This is a genomic window from Frigoribacterium sp. AC759 (genome assembly GCF_979256015.1).
The window spans coordinates 296696-320917 of the sequence record NZ_CEEDMT010000001.1 but is presented as its reverse complement, the minus strand read 5'-3'; the positions used below and the strand labels follow the sequence as shown (position 1 = coordinate 320917).

The window sequence follows — 24222 nt, the reverse complement described above, 5'->3', positions numbered from 1 at the left end:
GCCGGTGGACGGCCGCCGTCAGCCCACCACCTGATACCCGAACGCGACCTCTCCGCGCTGAGCAGCCGGCAGCGGCTCGACGACGCAGATCTCGACGTGGTCCTTCGTGACCGAGACGTAGGGTCGGCTCGCTGCGGCGGCGGCCGACTGCGCCGTCAGCACGACCGTCGGCGGGGTGGCGAACGGTGCGGCGAACCTCAGTCGCACCTGGGGCCCAGCCTTCGCGGCCGCCCCGGGCGTGTAGCGCACGGAACCCGCCGAATCGCCGCCCGCCGCGACGATCGGCGCCGCACCGAGCGCGGCCGCCGGCAGCGGCTGAGCCGTCGGCGCGGTCGCGCGCCCCGCGAGCAGATGGCGGCCGACCTCGACGTCCGCCGCCGCCGTGACGCCGCCGGGCCAACCCCAGACGGGCAGCGCCCGAGCGGGTCGCTCGTCACGCACCGGCGACGCCCCCTTCGACAGCTGGATGCGCGTGGTCGGATCGATCATCACGTTCGCGCCGTAATCGGCCCCGACGGCGACGGCCGCCCCGGTGAAGCGTCCGAGCCGCGTGCCGATCAGGGCGAAGTCGTCGCCGTCCGTCAGGCGAACGAGGTGGTCGTTCGCCGTCGCCTTCGCCGGGTCGACGCCGAGCAGCGCCCCGCCCATCACGCGGATCCCCCCTTCGAGCACGACACCGCGCGGACGCTGCCGCCGATGCTCGATCAGGGGCCCGCCGCCGCCGTAGAGGAACGGGCTGACGAGCTCGACGTGACGGACGTTCCCCACCCGGATCACCGCCTCCGGCGCGGATCCGGTCTGCAGCGCCTCGATGTGCGGGGCGACCAGTCGCACGAACTCGACGAAGTGCTCGCCCGACCCGCCCCAGCCGAGGTCGAGCGCGGGCCCCGGACTGCCTTCGATGGTCAGGTCGACGCAGGTGAGCGTGTTCGAGTTCGTCAGGCTCATCTCGGCCGGCGGCGACCTGACCACCATCGCGGCATTGGTCTCGGTGCCGCAGTTGTTGAGGAAGACGTCCGACCAGAACGCGTTGTTGACCCGCTGGGCGAGCAGAGCCGTGCCCGCCACGTTGGCGAGGTGCACCCGGTCGAAGCGCGACTCGAACCCGTTGTCGACCCGAAGCAGCGGCGCGTCCGATCCGTTGCCCTGCAGGGTCAGCCCCTCGAGGGTCGTACCCGGGCCCGTCACCACGACCATCGGCGCGGTCGACGTGGGCAGATGGCGCAGGTTCACGCCACCGCTCGTCCCCGACCCGTACCGGCTGATGTCGGCGCCCAGCCCCTGGATCTTGACGAGCATCGGCACCGAGACGGAGTCGATCAGATACGCGCCGGCCGGCACCACGACGCGACCGCGCACCTTGGCGGCGAGATCGAGGGCCTGCTGGAACGCCACGGTGTCGTTCGTCCGCCCGTCGCCGCGCGCCCCGATCCGCTTCACGTCGACCGCGACATGCGGGTCGTCGACGTCGGTCGGGCCGGCTGCGACGGCGGGTGCCGCTCCCCCGCCGTCGAGGACGAGCGCCGCCGCCGCGGCGGTCGCGCCCGCGGCGAGGAACAGTCGTCGACTGCCGTATCGTCCACCGGAATCCGAAGTACTCACATGTCACCCACTCTCATGAGACCAGGGCATTCATGCACTGGCCTCCGAAAGGCTAACGCGTGTGAGCGGATCGCGCCAGGTCGACCGCTCCGGGCCGACCGCGCCCGCGCCTTCGCGTGCGCCTACGCGTCGACGACGATGTCGGCGAGCGTCCGAGGCGCATGCCGGGCCAGATGCCGCTCCTCCTGCTCGGCCCAGACGTCCCACCACGGCTCGTAGGCGGCTCCGTCGCGTGCGAGCGCCCGGCGTCGTCGCTCGTCGCGATCGAGCTCGAGCCAGACCCGCGTCGTCGCCAGAGCCGAGGAGGCGCGGGTCACCGACCCCGCACCCTCCACGATCACCGAGACGGCCGGGTCCAGGGCCGCCCACTCCCCCGGTCGGTCCAGCTGCCAGTCCCATCGCCGCCAGCCGCGGGGCGTCCCCCGCAGGATCGTCGTCGGCACGGCCTCCGACGCCGCCTCGAGTCCGTGCCAGCCCGGGTAGACGTCGTCGAGATGGACGAGGCGGACGGGACGGCGGTGTGCGGGCCAGGCAGCGCACAGGCGGCGTGACAGGGTCGTCTTGCCCGAACCGGAGCGGCCGTCGATCAGGACGACGGCGGGCTGGTCGGCGACCCGCGCCTCCTCGGTGTGCTGCAGGATGCGCTCCATCACGGCGTCGACGCGGTCAGGCAAGGACGAACGACCAGGTCGAGGCGGCGACGGCGGCCGTCACGGCGATCGCGGCCACGGCGACGCCGAGACCGACGAGCACGACGTCGCGCCCGGCGAACACCGACGGGCGGGCCCAGGTGCGGGGCTCGTCCGAGCCGAAGCCCTTGGCCTCCATCGCGGTCGCGAGCTTGCTGCCGCGGCGGACCGACAGCACGAGCAGGGCGAAGGCCTGCTGACCGAACCGCCGGAGGGCCCCGATCGGACCGCCCGAGTCGGCGACGCCGCGCGCGCGGCGGGCCAGAGCCAGCTGACGCCAGTCGTCCATGAACAGCCCCACGAGACGGAGACCGGCGAGCGCGCCCAGCACGAACCGGGCCGGGAGGCGGAGCACCTGGCCGAGACCGTCGGCCAGGTCGGTGGGGTCGGTGGTCGCGAGGAGGACGATGCCCGGGATGCCGACGGCGAGGATGCGGAGGCCGATCGCGGCCGCCAGGGAGAGCGACCCCTCGGTGACCGACACCACCCACCAGTCGATCAGGACGGCGCCTCCGTCACGACCGTAGACCGCGGTCACCAGCACCGAGGAGGGGGCGGCGATCCAGAGCGGGAAGGTGCGGACGGCGAGCTGCCGGGCCGTCAGCCCCGCCCAGGGCAGGAGCATCAGCTCGAGGGCGAGCGCCGTCCCCGCCGAGACCCAGTCGATCGAGAGCAGCAGCACGACCGCGATGACGAGGGCGGCCAGCAGCTTCGCGACCGGGTTGACGCGGCCCACGACGCCGGTGGTCTCGATGGTGGTCAGGATGCTCACGACGCCCCTCCGGTCGCCGAGCCGGCCGGCAGGTCGAGGACGTCGTCGGCCAGGGCCGCCACGAGATCGGCGTCATGCGTCACCGTCACGACCGCCCGGCCGTCGTCGAGGAGCTCGGCGAGGAACGCCACGAGCTCGCGCCAGGTGCGGGCGTCCTGACCGAAGGTGGGCTCGTCGAGCACGAGCACCGACGGCCGCGAGGCCAGGATCGTCGCGACGGACAGTCGGCGCTTCTCCCCGCCGGAGAGCGTGAACGGGTTCGCGGCGGCGAGGTGGTCGAGGCGCAGACGCTCGAGCAGCGCGTCGACCCGGCGGTCGATCTCGGCGGCGGGGACGCCCAGCGCCCGCGGCCCCACGGCCAGTTCGCGGCGCAGCGTCGTCGAGAGGAACTGGTGCTCGGGGTCCTGGAAGACCGTGCCGATGCGGGTCAGCAGCTGGCGCGGTCGCCATCGCACGGGCGACGGCCCGGCGTCGCCCGCCAGGGCCGACGACGCGACGAGCCGACCGGCCACCGGCGGCAGGAGACCCGCCACGGTGAGGGCGAACGTCGACTTGCCGGCGCCGTTCGGCCCCGTCACGGCCAGCGCTCGGCCGGAGACGACCGACAGACCGATGTCGGAGGACACCGCCGCACCGCGCGGGCCGCGCCGACCGACGGCGAGTCCGTGCGCCTCGAGCAGCATGTCACCGGTCGCCCGTCTCCGCGGGGGCGTCGGGACGTCGACCCCGGGCACCCAGACGCCCGCGGCGGTCAGCGTGTCGCGCTGCGCCCGGAGGACCTCGTCGGGTCGGCCGTCGGCGAGCACTCCCCCGTCGGCGGCGAGCACGACGACGCGATCGACGACGGGCAGCCACACCGAGACGCGGTGCTCGACCACGACCAGCGTGGCCTCGGTCGCCTCGGCGACCCGGGCCACGGCGTCGCGCACCTCGACGACGCCGACCGGGTCGAGGTTCGCGGTGGGCTCGTCGAGGAGGAGCAGCCCGGGTCGCATCGCCAACGCGCCGGCGAGCGCCAGACGCTGCTTCTGACCGCCGCTGAGCTCGGAGGTCGAGGCGGCGAGCGGCAGGTCGAGCCCGACGGCGTCGAGCGACTCGTGCACCCGGCGCCAGATCTCGTCGCGCGGCACGGCGAGGTTCTCGCAGCCGAAGGCCACGTCGTCGCCCACGCGGGCGAGCACCACCTGCGAGTCCGGGTCCTGCAGCACGAGTCCGACGCGCCCGCGCTGCGAGGCGGGCGGCCGCCCGTCGACGAGCAGCTCGCCCTCGGCGTCGCCGTCCTCGTCGCCGCCCAGCACGCCGGCCAGACCGGCGAGCAGCGTCGACTTGCCGGCACCCGAGGCTCCGAGCAGCAGCACCTTCTCACCGGGCTCGATGTCGAGGTCGAGGCCCGAGACCGCGCGGGCGCGCCGTCCCGCGTGCCGCCAGCCCCACCCGCGGGCCGTCACGCGGGCCCCGCCCGGTGCGGGCACCGACGCCACGCCCGCGCCCCGCTAGACCAGGGTCTCGGTCGTCCGACCGGAGGCGAAGCGGTTCAGGGCGCCGCTGCGGGCGAGCCCTCGAGCGGCGAGCCACGAGAGGAACCCGGCGATGACGAGACCCGACACGATCGACGAGGCGACGTAGACGAACTGCCGCTCGGGTGCGAGCGCCGCGGCGGTCGACGAGAACGTGATGTCCATCAGGCCGACGGCGAGACCGGCGACCGTGCCGGCGAGCAGCACCACCCCGAGGCGCCACGACTTGTAGAGGAACAGCGCGAGCACGATCTCGGCGGCGAGCCCCTGGACGATGCCCCAGATCAGCACCGAGAACCCCCACTGCGTGCCGATCAGCATCGACACGACCGCGGCGACCACCTCGGTGTAGACGGCGGCGCCGGGCTTGCGGATGATGATGCCGCCGAGCACCCCGGCGAACAGCCACATCCCGTTGAAGATGCCCTGGAACCCGCCCGAGAAGGTCAGCAGCACGTCGGTGCCGTAGTAGGCGACGCCCCAGGCCCAGAAGACGACTCCCGAGGCGACGCCGATGACGCTGGCGACGACGATGTCGACGACGCGCCAGCGCCTCGCCGGGGCCTTCGTCGCGGTGGCGGCCTCGCGACCGGTGGTGGACGTGCGGACAGACATGTGATCTCCTCCCTGCGCCGGCATGATCCGGATCAGGTTCGACGGTCGAAGCGTGGTTCGCTTCCTCTCAGCCCGGCTCACCGGACTCCCGTGTGTTGTGCGATGAGCATAGCGCGGGCGGGCGCACCCGGGTGCGCCGCACCTCCTCGGCCTCCGTGCCCCGGATGGGGGACAACGCCGGTCCCGCGAAGTGCCCGCTGCGCGACGCCGCCGGGAACCTTAGATTTCCCTATCAAAGGTGCGCCGACCCGCCGGCGCCCGACGAGGAGTCCGATGTCCTTCCCGAAGAACCCCCGCAGCGCACGCCGTCGCGTGCTCGCCACCTGTCTCACCGCCTCGCTCGCCCTCGGTCTCACCGCCGTCGGCTCCGGGGTCGCGTTCGCCGCGCCTCCTGCGTCCGCGCCGGTCGGCAAGCCGGTCACGCCGACGCTCCCGGTCGTCGCCGGGCCGCTGATGAACTACACCGTCAACGTCGAGAAGGCGAACCGCGGTCAGGTCGACAAGATCGAGAGGGCCGTCGGAACGGCCGGAGGCGCGGTGATCGCCGCGTACGACGAGATCGGCGTGATCGTGGCGCAGTCCGACAACACGAACTTCGCCGCGTCCCTGCGGGCCACGCGCGGCGTCGACTCGGTCGGGGCGACCCGCACGGCACCCGTCACGGCCACCGACCCGACCTTCGGGGTGGGCGTCACGCCCCCCGGCACCGGCCACGGACCGGGGCACGGCAAGCCGGGCAAGCCCGGGAAGCCCGGTCGCGCCGACGCCGCCTCGCCCGAGCGGCGACTCGAAGCGCAGACCACCGTCGTCGCCGACCCGCTCGAGGCCCAGCAGTGGGACAACAAGGCGATCAAGGCAGACCAGGCGCACCAGATCACCGACGGCAGCCGGAAGGTGCTCGTCGCCGTGCTCGACTCGGGCATCGAGGGAGACCACCCCGACCTGCAGCCGAACATCGACACCCGCGCCTCGGCCGGCTGCCTCGCCGGCACGCCCGACCGGTCGTACGACGCCTGGCAGCCCACGACGAGCGATCACGGCACGCACGTGGCCGGCACGATCGCCGCCGCCCGCAACGGCGTCGGCATCGTCGGCGTCGCCCCCGGTGTGCGCATCTCGGCCGTCAAGGTCGTCAGCGACGACGGGTTCATCTACCCCGAGGCGGCGATCTGCGGCTTCATGTACGCCGCCTCGACCGGCGCGTCCATCACCAACAACAGCTACTACGTCGACCCGTGGCAGTTCTGGTGCGACTCCGACGTCGACCAGCTCGCCGTCAAGACGAGCGTCGACCGGGCCGTGCAGTACACGCAGGACAAGAAGGGCGTCGTGAACGTCGCCGCCGCCGGCAACTCGTCGATCGACCTCGCGAACAAGACCGTCGACGACGCCAGCCCGAACGACACGACCCCCGTCGTGCGGCAGATCGACGCCGGCTGCGAAGACATCCCGACCGAGCTCGACGGCGTCGTGACCGTGTCGTCGACCACCTCGGCGGGCGCGAAGTCGAGCTTCTCGAACTACGGCGAGGGCGTCATCGACGTCGCCGCCCCGGGTTCGGCGATCCTCTCGACCGTGCTCGACGGCGGCTACGGCACGAAGTCCGGCACCTCGATGGCCTCGCCGCACGTCGCCGGCGTGCTCGCCCTGCTGAAGTCCACGCACCCGAAGGCCCAAGGCGCCGAGCTGACGCGCCTGCTCGAGAAGCAGGCCACCGACACGGCCTGCCCCGCCGGCGTCGCAGCCTGCACCGGCACGGTCGCCGACAACGGCTACTTCGGCGAGGGCGTCGTCGACGCTCTCGCGGCGGTGACCAGGCGCTGACACCCCGCCCGTTCGCGCCCGCACCTCGACAGGGGTGCGGGCGCGACCGCGTTCAGCGCAGCGTGAGCCGCCCGTCGGCCGCCAGCCACTCGAGCCCCTCGACCACGGCCTCGACGGTCGTGTACCGCGGCGCGTAGCCGAGCAGCCGACGCGCCTTCTCGATGCTCATCGAGTGGCTGCGCCACGCGTGCTGCCACGAGGCATCGCCCGCCTCGTCCGAGACCAGCGTGCGGAACTCGTCGAACGGGACGAACCGGAGCCGCGCCTCCTGCCCGTACTCGCGCGCGACGGCCTCGGCGAGGCCGCGGAGCGAGACGGCGCGCTCCGACACGACGTGGAACGCCTCGCCGGCCGCCTGGCCGAACCGGTCGACCGCGAGCTGGAAGGCCTGTGCGACGTCGTCGGCGTGCACGTGGTGCACGGTCGCGGACCCCTGGTCGGGCAGCACGACCTCGCGGCCCGCGGCGAGCGCCTCCCACACGCCGAGGTCGAGGTTGCCCTGCGGGTTGATCATGGGCCAGCCCGGTCCGGTGATGTGGCCCGGGTGCAGCACCGTCGACTGCACGCCGCCGGGTCGCCGCGACTCGCGCAGCAGCAGCTCCTCGATGGCGGCCTTCTGCGTGCCGTACTCGCCGGACGGCGTCCGACGCGCCTCCTCGGTGATGGGCACCTCGACCGCCGGGCCGTGCACCCAGATCGTTCCGCAGCTGACCAGTGCGGTGCCCGTCCCGCGCAGCGCGTCGAGCAGATGCGTGGCGCTGTCGACGGTGAAGCAGATCATGTCGACGACGACGTCGGCCTCGAGCGCAGCCACCTGCGCACCGAACGTGCCGTCGGCCTCGGCGGCGTCGCGGTCGAGCGCGACCCGTTCGACGGAGGCCCAGGCGGCGTGCGCGCGGTACGGCTCGGACGTGCCACGACTGACCGCGACCACCTCGTGACCGGTCGCCACCAGCCGGGGGACGAGGTAGCCGCCGACGTGGCCGGTGGCGCCGAGCACGACGATCTTCACGAGCGCCCTCCCGTCGGGGCGATGGCCGAGGAGGCGCGGGTCGGGCGGGTGGGAACGACGATGTTCGACATGGTCGCCACCGTACGCGTCGCACGGCGCCGGACGCCCTCCCCGTTCGCCCGTAGGCTGAGCGAGTCCCAATCGGAGGTTCGATGCATACCTGGCCCGGCAATCCCTACCCACTCGGCGCGACCTACGACGGCAGCGGAACGAATTTCGCGATCTTCAGCGAGGCCGCCACGCGTGTGGTCCTCTGCCTGTTCGACGACGCCGGGGTCGAGACGCAGGTCGATCTGCGAGAGGTCGACGCGTACGTCTGGCACGGTTATCTGCCCACGGTGCAGCCCGGCCAGCGCTACGGCTACCGCGTGCACGGCGAGTACGACCCCGCCTCGGGCTCTCGCGCGAACCCGAACAAGCTGCTGCTCGACCCGTACGCCAAGGCGACCTGCGGCGAGATCGACTGGGACGAAGCGCTCTTCGCGTACGACTTCGGCGACCCCGACTCGCGCAACGACAAGGACTCGGGCCCGCACATGATGCTCGGCGTCGTGATCAACCCGTTCTTCGACTGGCAGGGCGACCGCGCCCCGCGGTACAGCTACGACGAGACGGTGATCTACGAGGCTCACGTCAAGGGGCTCACCCAGACCCACCCCGACATCCCGGAGGACGAGCGGGGCACCTACGCCGGCGTCGCGCACCCGGCGATCATCGACCACCTCAAGAAGCTCGGCATCACGACGCTCGAGCTGATGCCCGTGCACCAGTTCGTGCAAGACAACACGCTGCTCGAGAAGGGCCTCAGCAACTACTGGGGCTACAACACCATCGGCTTCTTCGCCCCGCACGCCGCGTACTCGGCCACGGGCGACATCGGTCAGCAGGTGCAGGAGTTCAAGACCATGGTGCGGGTGCTGCACCAGGCCGGCATCGAGGTCATCATCGACGTCGTGTACAACCACACGGCCGAGGGCAACCACCTCGGGCCGACCCTGTCGTTCAAGGGCATCGACAACGCCGCGTACTACCGGCTGATGGACGACGACAAGACCTACTACATGGACTACACGGGCACCGGCAACAGCCTGAACGTCCGTCACCCGCACTCGCTGCAGCTGATCATGGACAGCCTGCGGTACTGGGTCACCGAGATGCACGTCGACGGCTTCCGCTTCGACCTCGCCGCGTCGCTGGCCCGCGAGTTCTACGAGGTCGACCGGCTGTCGACCTTCTTCGAGCTCGTGCAGCAGGATCCGATCGTGTCGCAGGTGAAGCTGATTGCCGAGCCGTGGGACGTCGGCCCCGGCGGGTACCAGGTGGGCAACTTCCCGCCCCAGTGGACGGAGTGGAACGGCAAGTACCGCGACACCGTCCGCGACTTCTGGCGAGGCGAGCCCTCGACCCTCGGCGAGTTCGCCAGCCGGATCACCGGCTCGGCCGACCTGTACGAGCGCGACGGCCGCCGCCCGGTGGCGAGCATCAACTTCGTCACCGCCCACGACGGCTTCACGATGCGCGACCTGGTCAGCTACAACGACAAGCAGAACGACGCCAACGGCGAAGACGGCAACGACGGCGAGAGCCACAACCGCTCCTGGAACTCGGGCGTCGAGGGCGAGACGGACGACGGTGCCGTCCGCGCGCTCCGCGAGCAGCGCCAGCGCAGCTTCCTGGCCACCCTGCTGCTCAGCCAGGGCGTCCCGATGCTGCTGCACGGCGACGAGCTCGGTCGCACGCAGAAGGGCAACAACAACACCTACGCGCAGGACAACGAGCTCAGCTGGATCGACTGGGACAGCGCCGACCGCGATCTGATCGAGTTCGTCGCCGAGGTCATCAAGCTGCGGCACGACCACCCGACGTTCCGTCGCCAGCGCTACTTCAACGGCCGACCGGTCACCCGCGGCGAGGGCGAGCCCCTGCCCGACATCGTCTGGCTGACCACCGAGGGCGACGCCATGCAGGAGGGCGAGTGGAACGAGTCGTACGCCAAGGCGATCGGCATGTTCCTGAACGGCGACGGCATCCGCGGGCGTGACGCCCGCGGCGGTCGCATCACCGACGTCAACTTCGTCCTCTACTTCAACGCCAGCGCCGACACGGTCACCTTCGTGCTGCCGCCCGACGAGTACGCCGAGGGCTGGGAGGTCGTCGTCGACAGCACCGTCGACGTGCCGCCGCCGCCGGCGAACGCCGCACCCCGCACGCCGACGGCCACCCGCGCCGCCACCACCGTCCAGCCCCCCTCGACACCGCAGACGCCCACCGCTCTGCGAGCCGGCGACCGACTCCCCGTGGTGGGTCGCTCGCTCGTCGTCCTCCGAGCCACGGCCGAGGAAGACCAGTGACCCGAAACGACTCGACCCGACACCCGCGTTCGACGTACCGCCTGCAGATCCGCGCCTCCTTCGATCTGTTCGCCGCGGCCGACGTCGTCCCCTACCTCCGCGACCTCGGGGCCGACTGGGTCTACCTGTCGCCCGTGCTCGAGGCCGAGCCGGGCAGCGACCACGGCTACGACGTCGTCGACCACAGCCGGGTCGACCCCGCGCGAGGCGGCGAGGTGGGTCTGCACACGCTCTCCGACCGTGCGCACGTGCACGGCCTCGGCGTGCTCGTCGACATCGTCCCGAACCACGTCGGCGTCGCGACGCCGAAGTCCAGCGTCTGGTGGTGGGACCTCCTCACCCACGGCCGCGAGTCCCGCTACGCCGACGCGTTCGACGTCGACTGGGCGGCCGGTGGCGACAAGGTGCTGCTGCCGGTGCTCGGCGAGCCCGCGGCGGCCGACGGGTCGATCGAGGGCCTCGCCGTCGAGGGCGACGAGCTGCACTACTACGACAACGTGTACCCGATCGCCCCGGGCACGCGAGGCGACGGCGACGACGCTGCGGCCATCCACGCGCGGCAGAACTACGAGCTCGTGCACTGGAAGCGCGCCGACTCCGACCTCAACTACCGGCGCTTCTTCGCGGTGAACACGCTCGCCGGCATCCGGGTCGAAGAGGGGCGCGTCTTCGACGAGTCGCACGTCGAGATCGGGCGGTGGTTCCGTGACGGGCTCGTCGACGGCCTCCGGGTCGACCACCCCGACGGCCTGGCCGACCCCAAGGGCTACCTCGACCGCCTGGCCGCCCTCACGGGTCGTGCCCACGTGCTCGTCGAGAAGATCCTCGAAGGCGACGAGCGCCTCCCCGAAGACTGGGCCACCGCGGGCACCACCGGGTACGACACCCTCGCCGACCTCGACCGGCTGTTCGTCGACCCGAGCGGCGCCGCGGCGCTCGACGGGCTCGACTCGCGCCTCCGCCGTGCGACCGGCGTCGACGCCGACGAGCGCGCGGCCGGTGCCGACGAGTCGACCGGCGACGAGGCGGTCGACTGGCACGAGATGATCCTCGGCACCAAGCGCGGCATCGCCGACGGCATCCTCGGCAGCGAGATCAACCGCCTCGCGCGACTGATCGCGGGCGGCGGCGCCGTCGACCCCGAGGTCGTCGACGCCCTGGCCGAGCTGGCCGCGGCGTTCCCCGTCTACCGCAGCTACCTCCCGCAGGGCTCCGAGCAGCTGACCGAGGCCGCGTCCGTCGCGACGCGTCACCGCCCCGAGCTCGCCGATGCCGTCGAGCGGGTCGTCGCCGTGCTGCGCGACGAGACGAGCCCCGCGTCGGTGCGGTTCCAGCAGACCAGCGGCATGGTGATGGCGAAGGGCGTCGAAGACACCGCGTTCTACCGCTACAGCCGCCTGGCGACGCTGACCGAGGTGGGCGCCGACCCCAGCGAGTTCTCGGTGACTCCGGCGCAGTTCCACGCCCGCCAGCAGGGCCGCCTCGCCGAGCGCCCCTTCGGCATGACGACCCTGTCGACGCACGACACGAAGCGGAGCGCGGACGTGCGGGCGCGCATCTCGGTGCTCTCCGAGGTCGCGCACGAGTGGGCCGCCACCCTCCAGCGCCTCCGCGACCTCGCGCCGATGGGCGACGGGCCGTTCGAGAACATCCTCTGGCAGACGGTCGTCGGTTCGTGGCCCGCGTCGCGCGAGCGCCTGCACGCCTACGCCGAGAAGGCCTCCCGCGAGGCCGGTTCGTCGACCACCTGGACCGACCGCACCGGTGAGGCCGAGGCCTTCGAAGAGCGCATGCATTCGGCCGTCGACGCCGTCTTCGACGACGAGGAGGTGCGGCACGAGGTCGAGCGCATCGTCGACGTCCTCCGCGGCCCCGGGTACAGCAACTCGCTCGGCGTCACGCTGATGCAGCTGATCGGTCCGGGCAGCCCCGACGTCTATCAGGGCGGCGAGCTGTGGGACTTCTCGCTCGTCGACCCCGACAACCGTCGCCCGGTCGACTTCGATCTGCGTCGTCTCTACCTCGAGGCGATCCGCTCGGGCGCGACTCCCCCGGTCGACGACACGGGCGCGGCGAAGCTGCTCGTCACGCATCGCGCCCTGACGCTGCGTCGCGACCGCCCCGACCTGTTCACCCGCTACGCCGCGCTGCCGGTGTTCGGCGAGCAGGCCGTCTCGGCCGTCGCCGTCGATCGCGGGGGCGCGATCGCGATCGCCACGCGCCTCCCCGTCTCCCTCGAGCAGGCCGGCGGCTGGGACGACACCGAGGTCCTGACCGCAGGAGGCGCGTATCGCGACGTCCTCACGGGTCGCCGTCACGAGGGCGGTCGCCTGCGACTGGCCGAGGTGCTCGACATGTACCCCGTCGCCCTGCTGATCCCCGCAGAGGACTGACCCGCCCGTCCGCGCCGCTCCGCGTCCGACTACCGTCTCCCCTGGTCGAGGAGTCACGACATGCCGCTCACCTCCCGAGGTGGGCGGCATGTCGCGACTCACCGACCGCAGCCGAACACCGACCCGACACCGACACCGACCCGAGGAGACCGATGAGCGTCTACGACGTCTGGGCCCCGAAAGCGACCACCGTGCAGCTGCACCTCGACGGGGAGCTGCTGCCGCTGACGCACGAGCCCGAGACCGGCTGGTGGCGCGCCTCCCCCGATCTCGACCGCGCGCCCGGTCACCGCTACGGGTTCGTGCTCGACGGGGGCGACACCCCCCTGCCCGACCCCCGCTCGCGCCGTCAGCCCGACGGCGTGCACGGTCTCAGCGAGACCTACGACCCCGGCGCCTTCGCCTGGACCGACGCCGCGTGGACCGGCCGTCAGCTGGCCGGATCCGTAATCTACGAGCTGCACATCGGCACCTTCACCCCCGAGGGCACCCTCGATTCGGCCATCGGAAAGCTGCCGTACCTCGTCGACCTCGGCGTCGACCTCGTCGAGCTGCTGCCGGTCAACGGGGTCAACGGCCGCTGGAACTGGGGCTACGACGGCGTCGACTGGTTCACGGTCACCGACAACTACGGCGGGCCCGAGGCGTACCAGCGCTTCGTCGACGCCGCGCACGCCGCCGGCCTCGGCGTCATCCAGGACGTCGTGTACAACCACCTCGGCCCCTCGGGCAACTACCTGCCGCTCTTCGGCCCGTACCTGTCGAGCAAGCACGCCAACACCTGGGGCGACAACGTCAACCTCGACGACGACGGTGCGCACGAGGTGCGCGAGTTCATCCTCGACAACACGGCGATGTGGCTGAGCGACTACCACGTCGACGGTCTGCGGCTCGACGCCGTGCACGCCCTGAAGGACGACAGCGAGCTGCACCTGCTGCAAGAGCTGGCCGAGCGGACGGCCGCCCTCAGCGCGCACCTGCGTCGCCCGCTGTCGCTGATCGCCGAGAGCGACCTCAACGACCCGACCCTCATCACCCCCCGCGACGGCGGCGGCTTCGGCCCCGAGCACCGTCAGGGCTACGGCCTCGACGCGCAGTGGAGCGACGACTTCCACCACGCCGTCCACGTCGCACTGACCGGCGAGACCACCGGCTACTACGCCGACTTCGAGCCGCTCGGCGCGCTCGCGAAGGTGCTGACGAAGGGGTTCTTCCACGACGGCACCTGGTCGTCGTTCCGCGAGGCGACGCACGGACAGCCGGTCGACACCGACCACATGCCGACCTGGCGCCTCGTCGTCGCGAACCAGAACCACGACCAGATCGGTAACCGGGCGATCGGCGACCGTCTCGCCGCCACCCTCGACGACGGTCAGCTCGTCATCGCGGCGGCCCTGACCCTCGCGGGCCCGTACACGCCGATGCTCTTCATGGGCGAGGAATGGGCGGCGTCCACCCCGTGGCAGTTCTTCACCTCGCACCCCGAGCACGATCTCGGCGAGGCGACGGCGAAGGGCCGCATCGCCGAGTTCGCGAAGATGGGCTGGGACGAATCGTCCGTGCCCGATCCGCAGGAGCCGTCGACGTTCGAGAACAGCAAGCTCGACTGGTCCGAGCTCGAGTCGGGTCGCCACGCCGTGCTGCTCGACGCCTACCGTCGTCTCGGCGCCCTGCGGCGCAGCGAGCCCGACCTGACCGACCCCCGCTTCGACTCCGTCTCGGTCGACTACGACGCCGACGCCCGCTGGCTCGTGCTCACGCGCGGCGAGCTCCGCATCGCGATCAACTTCGCCGCCGAGGAGGCGCGGGTCGCCGTGCCGAGCAGCACCGTCCTCTTCGCCAGCGACGCGTCGATCGAGCCCGGGTCCAGTCTGCTGCTGCCGGCGCACTCGGTGGCGATCGTCCGCTGACGCCGGAGCCCTCGATGACGCGCGCCCGGGCCCGACCGGCCCGGGCGCGCGTGCGCCGTCCGCCGTCGGTCGCTAGCGCGTCGACACGCCGCCGCTCGAGGGTCCGACGCGGTGCGACGTCGCACGGACGCTCGGCAGGCGGCGGTGCCGCACGATCAGCTCGACGAGCGCGAGCGACCGGCGACGGAGGCCCCACAGGGTCACCTTGGTCAGGGACTCCCTGACGATCGAGCCGCTCATCTTCGAGGCGCCGTGGACGCGTTCGGTGAACGTGATCGGCGTCTCGACGACCCGGAGACCAGCCTGCAGGGCACGCCAGAGCAGGTCGACCTGGAAGCAGTAGCCGCGTGACTCCACCTCGTCGAGGTCGATGCGGCGCAGAGCCGACGAGCGGAACACCCGGAACCCTCCGGTCGTGTCGGCGACGCGGATGCCGAGGGCGCCCCGGGTGTACCAGCTGCCGCCGCGGCTGAGCAGCTCGCGGCGCATCGGCCAGTTCTCGACGCGGCCGCCGGGCACCCAGCGTGAGCCGAGCACGAGGTCGTTGTCGCGCAGCAGCTCGAGCATGCCGGGGAGGTGCTCGGGGTGATGCGAGCCGTCGGCGTCCATCTCGACGAGCGCGTCGTAGCCGCGTTCGAGACCCCAGGCGAAGCCGGCGAGGTAGGCGGCGCCGAGGCCGGCCTTCTCGGTGCGGTTCAGCACATGCACACGGGAGTCGCGGGCGGCGTAGGCGTCGGCCAGCTCGCCGGTGCCGTCGGGCGAGCCGTCGTCGACGACCAGGACGTCCACCGCGGCACCGGAGTCGAGCGTGCGGCCGACGATCCAGTCGAGGTTGTCCTTCTCGTCGTAGGTGGGGATGATCACGAGCGCGTCGTTCATGGTGGGTCTACTCCCGTTCGGGTCGGGTCGGGTCGGGTCGGGTCGGGTCAGGTCGGGTCGGGTCGGGTCGGGTTCGGATGGGTTCGAGCCGGTCACGAGACCAGGTCGGCGAAGACGATCAGGTTGTCCTCGTAGTGCCCGGTCGACGAGTCGAATCGTCCGTCGCAGGTGATGAGCCGCAGTGTCGGGGTGGGCGTGCTCCCGTAGACGTCCGAGGTCGGGAAGTTCGCCTTCGGGGCCGTCTCGCTGCCGGTCACCGAGAAGGTGTGGACCTCGCCGGTCGACAGGGTCACGAGCACCTCGTCGCCGGGCTCGAGCTCGGGCAGATCGACGAACACCGCGGGCCCGGTCGACGAGTCGACGTGACCGGCGATGATCGCGGGGCCTACTCCCCCGGGCACGACGCCGTCCTCGTACCAGCCGGCCGACATCCACGCCTCGGGAGCGTCCAGTTCGCCGGCGGCCCCGAGACCGAGATCCTCGAGCCCCGAGTCCACGCCGATCGACGGGATCCGCACCCGAACGGGCTCGGCGCCCGCAGGAGGCGCGGTGTACGTCTGGGCCGCCGGGTCCTGGAACCCCTCGGTCGAGACGGACGGGGTCGAGCCGCCCCGCGCCTCCTCGGTGCCGGTCGATGTCGACGATGCGCCGTCTGGCTGCGCCGCGACGGCCGCGACGGTCACGCCCCCGACGGCCAGCGCGACGGCGACGCCGATCGCGACGGCGGCCTTCGTGTGCTCGCGGAGCCAGGTGGTGGGGTTCATGTCAGTCCTCCTCCAGAGGCGAGCACTCACCGATCGACGTGCCGTCGAGCTGCAGGGCTGCGAGCGCCGACCAGGCCGTGCCGTAGTAGGTGGGGGTCGAGGTGGCGACCTCGTCGGCGCGACGCAGGTCGTCGGCCGCCGTCTGCCGGTCGCCGGCTGCGGCCTCGGCGGCTGCCCGGGCCGCGTAGGCCAACGGGCTCTTGTCGGCTCCGGTCGACTGGCCCCCCAGGTCGAGCTGCATGGGCAGCTCGTCGTAGCGCTGGAGCACCGGCGCCAGACGCGCGGCGAGGGCCACATCGGCCGGGTCGCACGACTCGGCGTACCGCAGGGGCAGGCGGGCGGCGTCGTAGCCGTACTCGACGGTGCCGCTCGATCCGTCGGCGCTCGGCAGGGGCACGACCGTGCCGTCCTGTGCGACCTGCGCCCAGTTGCTGGGCAGCGCGGTCGAGTCGAGGATCTCCGTCGTCACGGCGCGCGAGCCGGCCGCGAGCTCGTCCCAGCGCGGGTCGCCGCTGGCGGCGCCGAGCTCCTGGAAGGTCGCGGGCGAGGCGTACGAGGGGTTGTACGACCACGGCGCATCGCCCTGAGCCCACAACCCGGGGAGGAGGATCCGCCCGACGTCGGTCGACGCGGTCATCGTGTCGAGCACGACGCCGCCGAGCTCGACGCCCGCCGCGGTCAGATCGGGGCGGTCGAAGGCGTCGCCGGCGAGCACGAGCGCCCGAGCGGCGTCCACGTCGGCGTCGCTCGCCGGGCCGTCGTCGACCACGGCGCCGTCCGCCCACTGCCAGGCGAGCAGACCGTCGTCGCGCACGAGGTTGTCGGTGGTCCACTCCCAGATGGTGTCGAAGGCCTTCTCGTCGTCGACGCCGACCGCCACGAGGAGACCGTACGCCTGGCCTTCGCTGACGGTGTCGTCGCCCTGGTCGCGGCGGACGACGCGCCCGTCGGAGTCGACCCAGTCGTCGAGGAACGCCTCGCCGATCTGGTCGGGCGTCCGCTCGGGTGCCGAGGTGGGGGTGATGCCGGGGTCGCTGGTCGCGCCCGTCCGTCCGCCCGCCTCGTCCGGCGAACCGCCGAACGGGCCGACGACGAATGAGGCGATCCCGGCCGTGACGGTCACTGCCACCACGACCGCCGCTGCGAGCAGCAGTCTCGTCTTCTTCGTCATGTCGTTCCTCACTGAGCTGTCATCGTCGTGCCGGTCGAGGAGGCGCGGTGCCCGGCGGCGCCGAGCCGCGCCTCCTCGTCCGTCCATTCGCTCCGCCGCGGCGTCAGCCGATGCGGAGGAAGCCGAGCACGGACGCCCAGAAGCCCCGCGTCTCGATGGAGGCCTCGTCGGCGGGGTGCTCGGCGAGGTAGCCGCCTCCGGTCTGCACGCCCCCTTGCGGGGTCTCGGCGGTCGACGCGCTGTCGACGACGGGTACGACGGTCAGTCCACCCGTCGAGTTGTCCAGCACGAACAGCGTGTTGACGCTGCCTGCGGCGAGGTCGACGTCGGCCGAACCCTCGACGTCGTCGCCCGTCAGGTCGAGCGTCCACGGGCCGGCGTCGACGCTGGCGTACCCGCTGGCGCTGCCGAAGGGGGCGTCGCTGGCGATCGTGGTGCCGGTGCTGGTCGCCACGTCGACGGTGTCGGTGACGTTCGCCGCCTGCACGAGGCGGAGCTTCGCCTCGCCGGGCGCGGGGGCGGTGAGGTCGTCCGTGAAGACCTCGGTCCGGAGGTCGTCGTTCTCGCCGTACGCCAGCGCGGTGATCGGCTGCCCGCTCTCGACGGTGACGTTGGTGCTGATCACCGGTTCGGCGCCCGGTGCGTCGGCGGCGGTCATCGAGACGACGTACGTGCCCGCGGGCAGCGCCTCGTAGGGGCTGACCTGACCGTAGGTGACGTCGTCGAGGTCCATGACGACCTGACCGCCCTTGATCGAGGTGAGGGTGACGTCGACCGACTTGGTGTCGGGCGACAGGTGGCCGACACGGACCCAGCCGTCGCCCTCGGCGGCCTGGGCGGGCGAGACGCCCACCACCGAGGCGGCCACGGCGGCGGTTGCGGCGACGCCCAGGGCGAGAGCGGCGGTGAGTCGGCGGCGGGAGGAGGCGGGGGTTCGGATGGTGCTGATGGCGGGTGCCATGAGGTGGTTCCTTTCCGGTCGGGATCCGGCTCGAGGAGGAGCCGGCGGGAGGAGGGGCGGTGCGCGTCCGATCGACCACGCACCGCCGTGCGGATCAGCCGAGCAGGCCGCTCGGCGGGAGGGCGGACCAGGTGGCGAGCAGGCCGTCGTCGGTCGGGACGGCGCCGACGGGCGCGTAGGTCGATCCGAGTCCGTCGACCACTGCGGCCAGATCGTCGACCGACCGACCGTCGGCGGGGATGATCTCCAGCTGTCGGAAGAGCCCCTCCGACTCGCCCGGCAGCGAGGCGGGGTCGGCGACGCTGATCGGGTCGGCCGCGGCGAGCTGACCCAGGACGATCATCGCCCTCGGGTCGACGCGGCCGTCGGAGAGCGCCTGGCGGAACACGTCGGACACCTGCAGCGACGGGTTCTGGGCGAGTTCGCGACCGACCTGCGATCGGGCCGCCGCGTCGGCGTCGGCGTCGGTCGCGGCCTGGGCGGCGCCGTCGGTGTCGATGCGACGCACGTCGACCTCCTGGTCGCCGCTGCCGAACGACGCGACAACGGTCGAGTTGTCGAGGGCCTGACGGATGCCCTCCGAGGAGCCGCCCGAGGTGCGGACGGACTCGGTCGTGACGATGAAGTCGCTGTCGCGCCAGCCGTTCGGCGACTGCGCCCGGACGGCGCCGTCGGTGTCCAGCTTGTAGAACCAGATGACGTTGTCCCGAGCGAATCCGTCGTCGACGAGATCGACCCACATCGCGTCGTCCACGAGCAGTCGGCTGTCCTTCGGCACGTTGTCCGAGATCCATCCCTGCGCGTCGCGCATCGGGGCGTCGAGGTCGGCGAGGAAGAACCCACGGAGCTGCGTCGTCCAGAGCGGAACGATGGCGACGGCGGCCACCGCGGTCACGGCGACCCAGACGACGGCGCCGGAGCGGCCGGCCGCCGAGCCGAGCCGGCTCTCGCGTCGGGCGCGGAGCGAGCGCACGGCCGAGTCAGAGACCGCCGCGATCAGCAGCGCCGCGAACGGCAGCATCATGATCACGTAGGGGACGGGCAGATAGCCGCCCGGGCGGAACATGAACGCGATGAGGAAGACCATCATCACGGCGATCGGCCGGACCCTCGTCAGGAAGACGCCGACGACCGAGGCCGCCGCGCCCAGCACGATCACGACCATGTCGAGCTGCCACCACTGCGACACGGTGGCGAAGAAGAGGCTGCCCGTGTCGAGGATCGAGCCGCTCGACTCGCGGGTGCCGAGCTGGAACGTGATCCCCTCGAGCAGACTGACGCGCCCGGCGCCCGGCAGCAGCTCGCCCTTGACCCCGGCGAGCGCGATGTACGAGAGGCCGATCAGCACGAGCAGCGCCGAGGCGATGGACAGTGTGTACCGACGCGTCGAGCGGTCGGCTCCCCGGATCATGACCCAGGCCAGGAACGGCAGGGCCAGCAGGTACGTCTCCTTCGACAGGACGGCGATGCCGAACGACGCGGAGGCCGCCGCGTAGCCGGCCAGCTGGTGCCGCCTGCTCAGGGCGAACAGGAAGGCGGCGAGGAGCCACGGGGTCGCGACGTTGTCGAGGTACACGGTGCGGTGGAACTGCACGGCGAGGGGGGAGACGGCGAACACGAGGGCGGCGACCGAGGCGGCCACGCGGCTCAGCCCGATCCTGCGGGCCAGCACCCAGAGCAGGGCGACCGCGACGACGGTGAAGAACACCATGGCCTCGCGGCCCGCCAGGACGGCGATGCTGTAGCGCGAGAACGCGCCGGTCAGGGCCGTGTACGCCGAGATCTGCAGCCAGCCCACGGGCGGGTGGTCGTACCAGTAGGTGTAATGGGCGAGTTCGCCGAGGTTCTGCACGGCCCAGGCCTGGGCGACGTAGGTGCCCTCGTCGTCGATCCGCTGCGGCGAGCCGGCCATGTTGAGGCTCTGCACGACGGCGGCGACGGCGAGGACGGGCAGGAGCCAGAGCAGGGAGGCGCCGTGACGTCGGAGCCACGACACCCGGGGGGCGCGATCCGCTTCGGCCGGACGCGGCCGGATCGGTGCGTCCGGTGCGACGGTCGTGTCGGCTGGTCGGTCGAGGATGCTGGTCATCGGTCACCACCTCCGGTCAGGGCGAGGTCGTCGGTCGAACGGCCCGCCGCGTCGGTCGTCGGGGTCGGGGCGGCGTGCCCGAGCGGGGCGGGCACGGCGGCAGGTCGGTGGGCGCCCGTGTGCTCCGTCTTCTCCCAGGCGTTCAGCTTTCGGACCTGTCGCCAGACGGACCGGACGGCGGCCAGGGCCAGGAAGATCTGGTAAGGCAGCAGACCCCAGACGAGTCGGAAGTAGTCGCGCGCCCGGACCTTCTGCCCGTAGGTGCGACCGAATTCGCGGAGACCCGTGAACTCGACGGCCAGCAGCACGAGTGTCGGCGCCAGGGGGATGAACGAGACCAGCGCGATCGCCGTCGGGACCTTGACCGTGAGGATCAGCGCGACCGAGATCGGGATCATCAGCCCGGTGGCCGCCTGGATGAAGGGCATGGTGAGCAGGTAGCGGGCCATCAGACGCTGACGGAGTCGGGGGAGCTTCTTCCATTCGCCCTTGCCGTAGACCTGCATGAAGCCCTGGTTCCAGCGGGTGCGCTGCTTGAGCAGAGACACGAAGGTGCCGGGGGTCTCCTCGCGGGTGACGACCTCGGGGCTGTAGGCCACGACGACCTTCGCACCGGCGCTCGAGAGTCGGACCCCGAGCTCGCAGTCCTCGGCGAGGCACTCGGCGTCCCAGCCCTCCGACCAGTCGAGCCACTCCTTGCGCACGAAGACCGTGTTGCCGCCGAGGGGGATGAACTTCTCCTTGGCGTGGAAGTGCAGACGCGACCGGAACCAGAAGTAGTACTCGAGCACGTTGCGGAGACTCCACCAGCTGCTCTGGAAGTTCATCAGCTGCACGCCGCCCTGCACCACATCGGCGTCGGTCTCGGTGAAACGCGAGTCGACGAGCGTCAGGAGGCGCGGGTGGACCTCGTCCTCGGCGTCGAACACTCCGACGATCTCGCCCCGCGACGACTGCAGCGCGAGGTTGAGGGCCTTCGGCTTGTTCTTCGGCACGCTCGAGTCGACGATCACGCGGATCAGCTCGGGGTGGCGCGCGGCGGCCTCGCGGGCGACGCGCTCGGTGCCGGGATCGTCGTGACCGACGATCGCGATGATCTCGAAGTCCGGGTGGTCCTGCAGGGCGAGTCGGTCGAGGGTCTGGCCCATGACCTCCTCCTCGTGCCGACCCGGCACCAGCAAGGTGAAGGAGTGAGCGGCGTCGAGAGGGTCCTCGCTGAACTGGCTGCCCTCGAGGTTGTCCTTCGAGCGCCACGCGTGCAGCATCCACCAGAGCGTCGAGACGGCCACCGCGGTGAGCAGCAGCGAGATGACGACGAGCGACGAGTAGCCGATCCACTCGAGGGCGGACCAGTCGGGGAGCTGGAAGCCGGCGAGTCCTTCGCCGGCCGTCGCCGCGCCTCCTCGGTTGGGGACGAACGTCTCGGGCGAGGCCGGCGCCTGCGGGGTCAGCAGCGGGGCGGGCTCACCGGCTGCCAGCAGGTCGGGATTGTGCGTCGGGTCAGTCGACACGGGTCACTCTCCTGTCAAAAGAGGTCGGGTTGGTCGTGGGTGTCGTCGAGCAGCGTGATGCTCAGCAGGTCGCGCGATTCGGGGTCGGCGCCGGGGCGGCAGTCGGCGGCGCCCCTCGTCCGAGGGTTCTCACCTCGGGTATGGCACCGGTTCGGGGGGTGCTCGAAAATCGGTTTGGTCGGATCCCCCGGCTGCCGGGGAATTGCCAGCTTCCCGTCATCTCCCGTTAACGTCCCCCGGTCGGGGGGCAGCCCGTCGGCCACCCGAGGCGCGTAGTTTGACGACATGGACTTCAGATACCTAGGAAACAGCGGCCTCAAGATCTCCGAGATCACGTACGGCAACTGGCTGACCCACGCCTCGCAGGTCGAGAACGACGTCGCCGCGCAGTGCGTCCGTGCCGCGCTCGACGCCGGCATCTCGACCTTCGACACCGCCGACGCGTACGCGAACACGGCGGCGGAGCAGGTTCTCGGCGACGCGCTCAAGGGCGAGCGTCGCGAGTCGCTCGAGATGTTCACGAAGGTGTACTGGCCGACCGGGCCCCGCGGTCACAACGACGTCGGACTCAGCCGCAAGCACATCCTCGAGTCGATCGACGGGTCGCTCCGTCGTCTCGGCACCGACTACGTCGACCTCTACCAGGCGCACCGCTACGACGCCGACACCCCGCTCGAAGAGACCATGCAGGCGTTCGCCGACGTCGTCCGCCAGGGCAAGGCGCTCTACATCGGGGTCAGCGAGTGGAACGCGGACCAGATCCGTGCCGGGCACGAGCTGGCCGTCAAGTACGGCGTGCAGCTCATCTCGAACCAGCCGCAGTACTCGATGCTCTGGCGCGTCATCGAGCAGGAGGTCGTGCCCACCAGCAAGCAGCACGGTCTCGGCCAGATCGTCTGGTCGCCGGTCGCGCAGGGCGTGCTCACCGGCAAGTACAAGCCGGGCGCCGAGCTGCCCGCCGGCAGCCGCGCCACGGACGACAAGGGAGGCGCGAGCTCGATCAAGAGGTTCCTCACCGACGAGGTGCTCACCGGTGTCGCGAAGCTCGAGCCGATCGCCGCCGATCTGGGCCTCACGATGGCCCAGCTCGCCATCGCCTGGGTGCTGCAGAACGACAACGTGGCGTCGGCCATCATCGGCGCCTCGCGACCCGAGCAGGTCGGCGACAACGTCAAGGCCGCGGGCGTGAAGCTGCCCGCCGAGGTCATGACCGCGATCGACGCGGCGCTCGGCGACCTCGCCGAGACAGACCCGTCGAAGACGGTCTCGCCCGACGAGCGACCCGCCTGAGCGACCCTGCGCGGAGAAACCCGACGTCACGGGAATTCGTCAGGGGTGGATGCACTTGCATATACTCGTACCGACCTTCGGTGACACGTCACCGAAACCCCAGACGTCATCGCACCACCGGACATCGTCACATCACCGGACACCGTCACATCAGTCACCCAGACCAACAGGAGAACACCATGGCAATCACCACCGAGACCATCCCCGCCGGCACCTGGAACCTCGACCCCACGCACAGCGAGGTCTCATTCAGCGTCCGTCACCTCGCCATCAGCAAGGTCAAGGGCAGCTTCGAGTCGTTCGACGCGACCCTCGTCACCGCCGAGGACCACACCGCGAGCAAGGTCACGGCCTCGATCGACGTCGCGTCGGTCAACACGAACCAGAAGGACCGCGACGGTCACCTGCAGACCGGCGACTTCTTCCTGGCCGAGGAGCACCCCAAGATGACCTTCGTCTCGACCAGCATCGAGGAGAAGAGCGGCGACGAGTTCCTCGTGCACGGCGACCTGACCCTCCGTGGCGTCACCAAGCCCGTCACCCTGAAGAGCGAGTTCGGCGGCCTCGTCGTCGACGGCTACGGCCAGACCAAGCTCGGCTTCTCGGCGACCACCAAGATCGACCGCACCGCCTTCGGCGTCACCTGGAACGCGGCCCTCGAGGCCGGCGGCTTCACGCTCGGCAACGACGTGACCGTCACGCTCGAGATCCAGTTCGTGCTCCCCGCGTAAGCAGCAGCACCTCTCGAGGGCCCGCATCCGCCTGTCGGATGCGGGCCCTTCGTGCGCGACCCGCGCCTCCTCGGCTCCGGCGGGCCCGCGACCCGCGCCTCCGGGGCTTCGGCGGGTTCCCGGCCTCCGCGGCGGGGGCAC

The 24222-nt window shown here is 71.6% G+C and carries 18 protein-coding genes and 1 riboswitch; of the genes, 6 read left to right on the top strand and 12 right to left on the bottom strand.

The features are described 5' to 3' along the window. Nucleotides 1-18: 18 nt before the first annotated feature. The 5 genes from ACZ6JE_RS01465 to ACZ6JE_RS01445 all read right to left on the bottom strand — a co-directional run bounded on the left by ACZ6JE_RS01465 (nt 19) and on the right by ACZ6JE_RS01445 (nt 5195). A complete protein-coding gene (locus ACZ6JE_RS01465) occupies nt 19-1602 on the bottom strand; it encodes a glycosyl hydrolase family 28-related protein (RefSeq protein WP_464318009.1) in 1584 nt (527 codons plus the stop codon). 122 nt (nt 1603-1724) lie between these two features. Next, entirely contained in the window at nt 1725-2276 is a 552-nt protein-coding gene (locus tag ACZ6JE_RS01460; protein WP_464318008.1) for a nucleoside/nucleotide kinase family protein, read from the bottom strand. Beyond that, nucleotides 2269-3063 carry an energy-coupling factor transporter transmembrane component T family protein gene (locus ACZ6JE_RS01455; RefSeq protein WP_371740691.1) on the bottom strand — a complete coding sequence of 265 codons (795 nt, stop codon included), beginning with the start codon at nt 3061-3063 and terminating at the stop codon, nt 2269-2271. Before ACZ6JE_RS01455 ends, ACZ6JE_RS01460 begins: the two co-directional genes overlap by 8 nt. Then, nucleotides 3060-4544 carry an ABC transporter ATP-binding protein gene (locus ACZ6JE_RS01450; RefSeq protein WP_464318007.1) on the bottom strand — a complete coding sequence of 495 codons (1485 nt, stop codon included), beginning with the start codon at nt 4542-4544 and terminating at the stop codon, nt 3060-3062. Before ACZ6JE_RS01450 ends, ACZ6JE_RS01455 begins: the two co-directional genes overlap by 4 nt. Nucleotides 4545-4556: 12 nt before the next feature. Then, entirely contained in the window at nt 4557-5195 is a 639-nt protein-coding gene (locus ACZ6JE_RS01445) for an ECF transporter S component (protein WP_464318006.1), read from the bottom strand. Further along, a riboswitch (TPP riboswitch) is annotated at nt 5187-5297 on the bottom strand. (Overlaps the previous gene by 9 nt.) Before the next feature lie 171 nt (nt 5298-5468). On the opposite strand from ACZ6JE_RS01445, the gene ACZ6JE_RS01440 reads away from it, so the two are divergent. Continuing rightward, entirely contained in the window at nt 5469-7019 is a 1551-nt protein-coding gene (locus ACZ6JE_RS01440; protein WP_192059904.1) for a S8 family serine peptidase, read from the top strand. Between the two features lie 52 nt (nt 7020-7071). Here ACZ6JE_RS01440 and ACZ6JE_RS01435 read toward each other — a convergent pair whose 3' ends face one another. Beyond that, complete coding sequence (locus ACZ6JE_RS01435) at nt 7072-8031, bottom strand: NAD-dependent epimerase/dehydratase family protein (protein ID WP_320478695.1); 960 nt, start codon at nt 8029-8031, stop codon at nt 7072-7074. A 152-nt stretch (nt 8032-8183) separates the two neighbouring features. On the opposite strand from ACZ6JE_RS01435, the gene glgX reads away from it, so the two are divergent. From glgX to treZ, 3 genes are all read left to right on the top strand, one after another. Beyond that, nucleotides 8184-10382 carry a glycogen debranching protein GlgX gene (glgX, locus tag ACZ6JE_RS01430; RefSeq protein ID WP_192059899.1) on the top strand — a complete coding sequence of 733 codons (2199 nt, stop codon included), beginning with the start codon at nt 8184-8186 and terminating at the stop codon, nt 10380-10382. Further along, the gene (gene treY, locus ACZ6JE_RS01425; RefSeq protein ID WP_464318005.1) at nt 10379-12775 is read left to right on the top strand and encodes a malto-oligosyltrehalose synthase; all 2397 of its coding nucleotides are present in this window, start codon (nt 10379-10381) and stop codon (nt 12773-12775) included. The genes glgX and treY overlap by 4 nt, the downstream gene beginning before the upstream one ends. 152 nt (nt 12776-12927) lie before the next feature. After that, nucleotides 12928-14685: a malto-oligosyltrehalose trehalohydrolase gene (treZ, locus tag ACZ6JE_RS01420; protein ID WP_464318004.1), complete on the top strand. Its 1758-nt coding sequence runs from the start codon at nt 12928-12930 to the stop codon at nt 14683-14685. Nucleotides 14686-14757: 72 nt separating this feature from the next. On the opposite strand, the gene ACZ6JE_RS01415 is transcribed toward treZ, so the two are convergent. The 6 genes from ACZ6JE_RS01415 to ACZ6JE_RS01390 form a co-directional block, all read right to left on the bottom strand. Further along, entirely contained in the window at nt 14758-15564 is an 807-nt protein-coding gene (locus ACZ6JE_RS01415; RefSeq protein WP_464318003.1) for a polyprenol monophosphomannose synthase, read from the bottom strand. A 92-nt stretch (nt 15565-15656) separates the two neighbouring features. Continuing rightward, nucleotides 15657-16328: a class F sortase gene (locus tag ACZ6JE_RS01410; protein ID WP_192059892.1), complete on the bottom strand. Its 672-nt coding sequence runs from the start codon at nt 16326-16328 to the stop codon at nt 15657-15659. A 1-nt stretch (nt 16329) separates the two neighbouring features. Further along, nucleotides 16330-17499, bottom strand: coding sequence for a glycosyl hydrolase family 8 (locus ACZ6JE_RS01405; RefSeq protein WP_464318002.1), 1170 nt, complete (start codon nt 17497-17499; stop codon nt 16330-16332). A gap of 103 nt (nt 17500-17602) precedes the next feature. Next, the gene (locus ACZ6JE_RS01400; protein ID WP_464318001.1) at nt 17603-18460 is read right to left on the bottom strand and encodes a DUF4397 domain-containing protein; all 858 of its coding nucleotides are present in this window, start codon (nt 18458-18460) and stop codon (nt 17603-17605) included. A gap of 94 nt (nt 18461-18554) precedes the next feature. Continuing rightward, on the bottom strand, nt 18555-20549 hold the full coding sequence (locus ACZ6JE_RS01395; protein ID WP_464318000.1) for an ArnT family glycosyltransferase: 1995 nt from the start codon (nt 20547-20549) through the stop codon (nt 18555-18557). Next, complete coding sequence (locus tag ACZ6JE_RS01390; protein ID WP_464317999.1) at nt 20546-22060, bottom strand: glycosyltransferase; 1515 nt, start codon at nt 22058-22060, stop codon at nt 20546-20548. The genes ACZ6JE_RS01395 and ACZ6JE_RS01390 overlap by 4 nt, the downstream gene beginning before the upstream one ends. A gap of 285 nt (nt 22061-22345) precedes the next feature. Here ACZ6JE_RS01390 and ACZ6JE_RS01385 point away from each other — a divergent pair, with 285 nt between their 5' ends. Next, nucleotides 22346-23350: an aldo/keto reductase family protein gene (locus tag ACZ6JE_RS01385; protein ID WP_464317998.1), complete on the top strand. Its 1005-nt coding sequence runs from the start codon at nt 22346-22348 to the stop codon at nt 23348-23350. Nucleotides 23351-23529: 179 nt separating this feature from the next. Continuing rightward, entirely contained in the window at nt 23530-24081 is a 552-nt protein-coding gene (locus ACZ6JE_RS01380) for a YceI family protein (RefSeq protein WP_243215189.1), read from the top strand. The last annotated feature ends 141 nt before the right edge of the window (nt 24082-24222 follow it).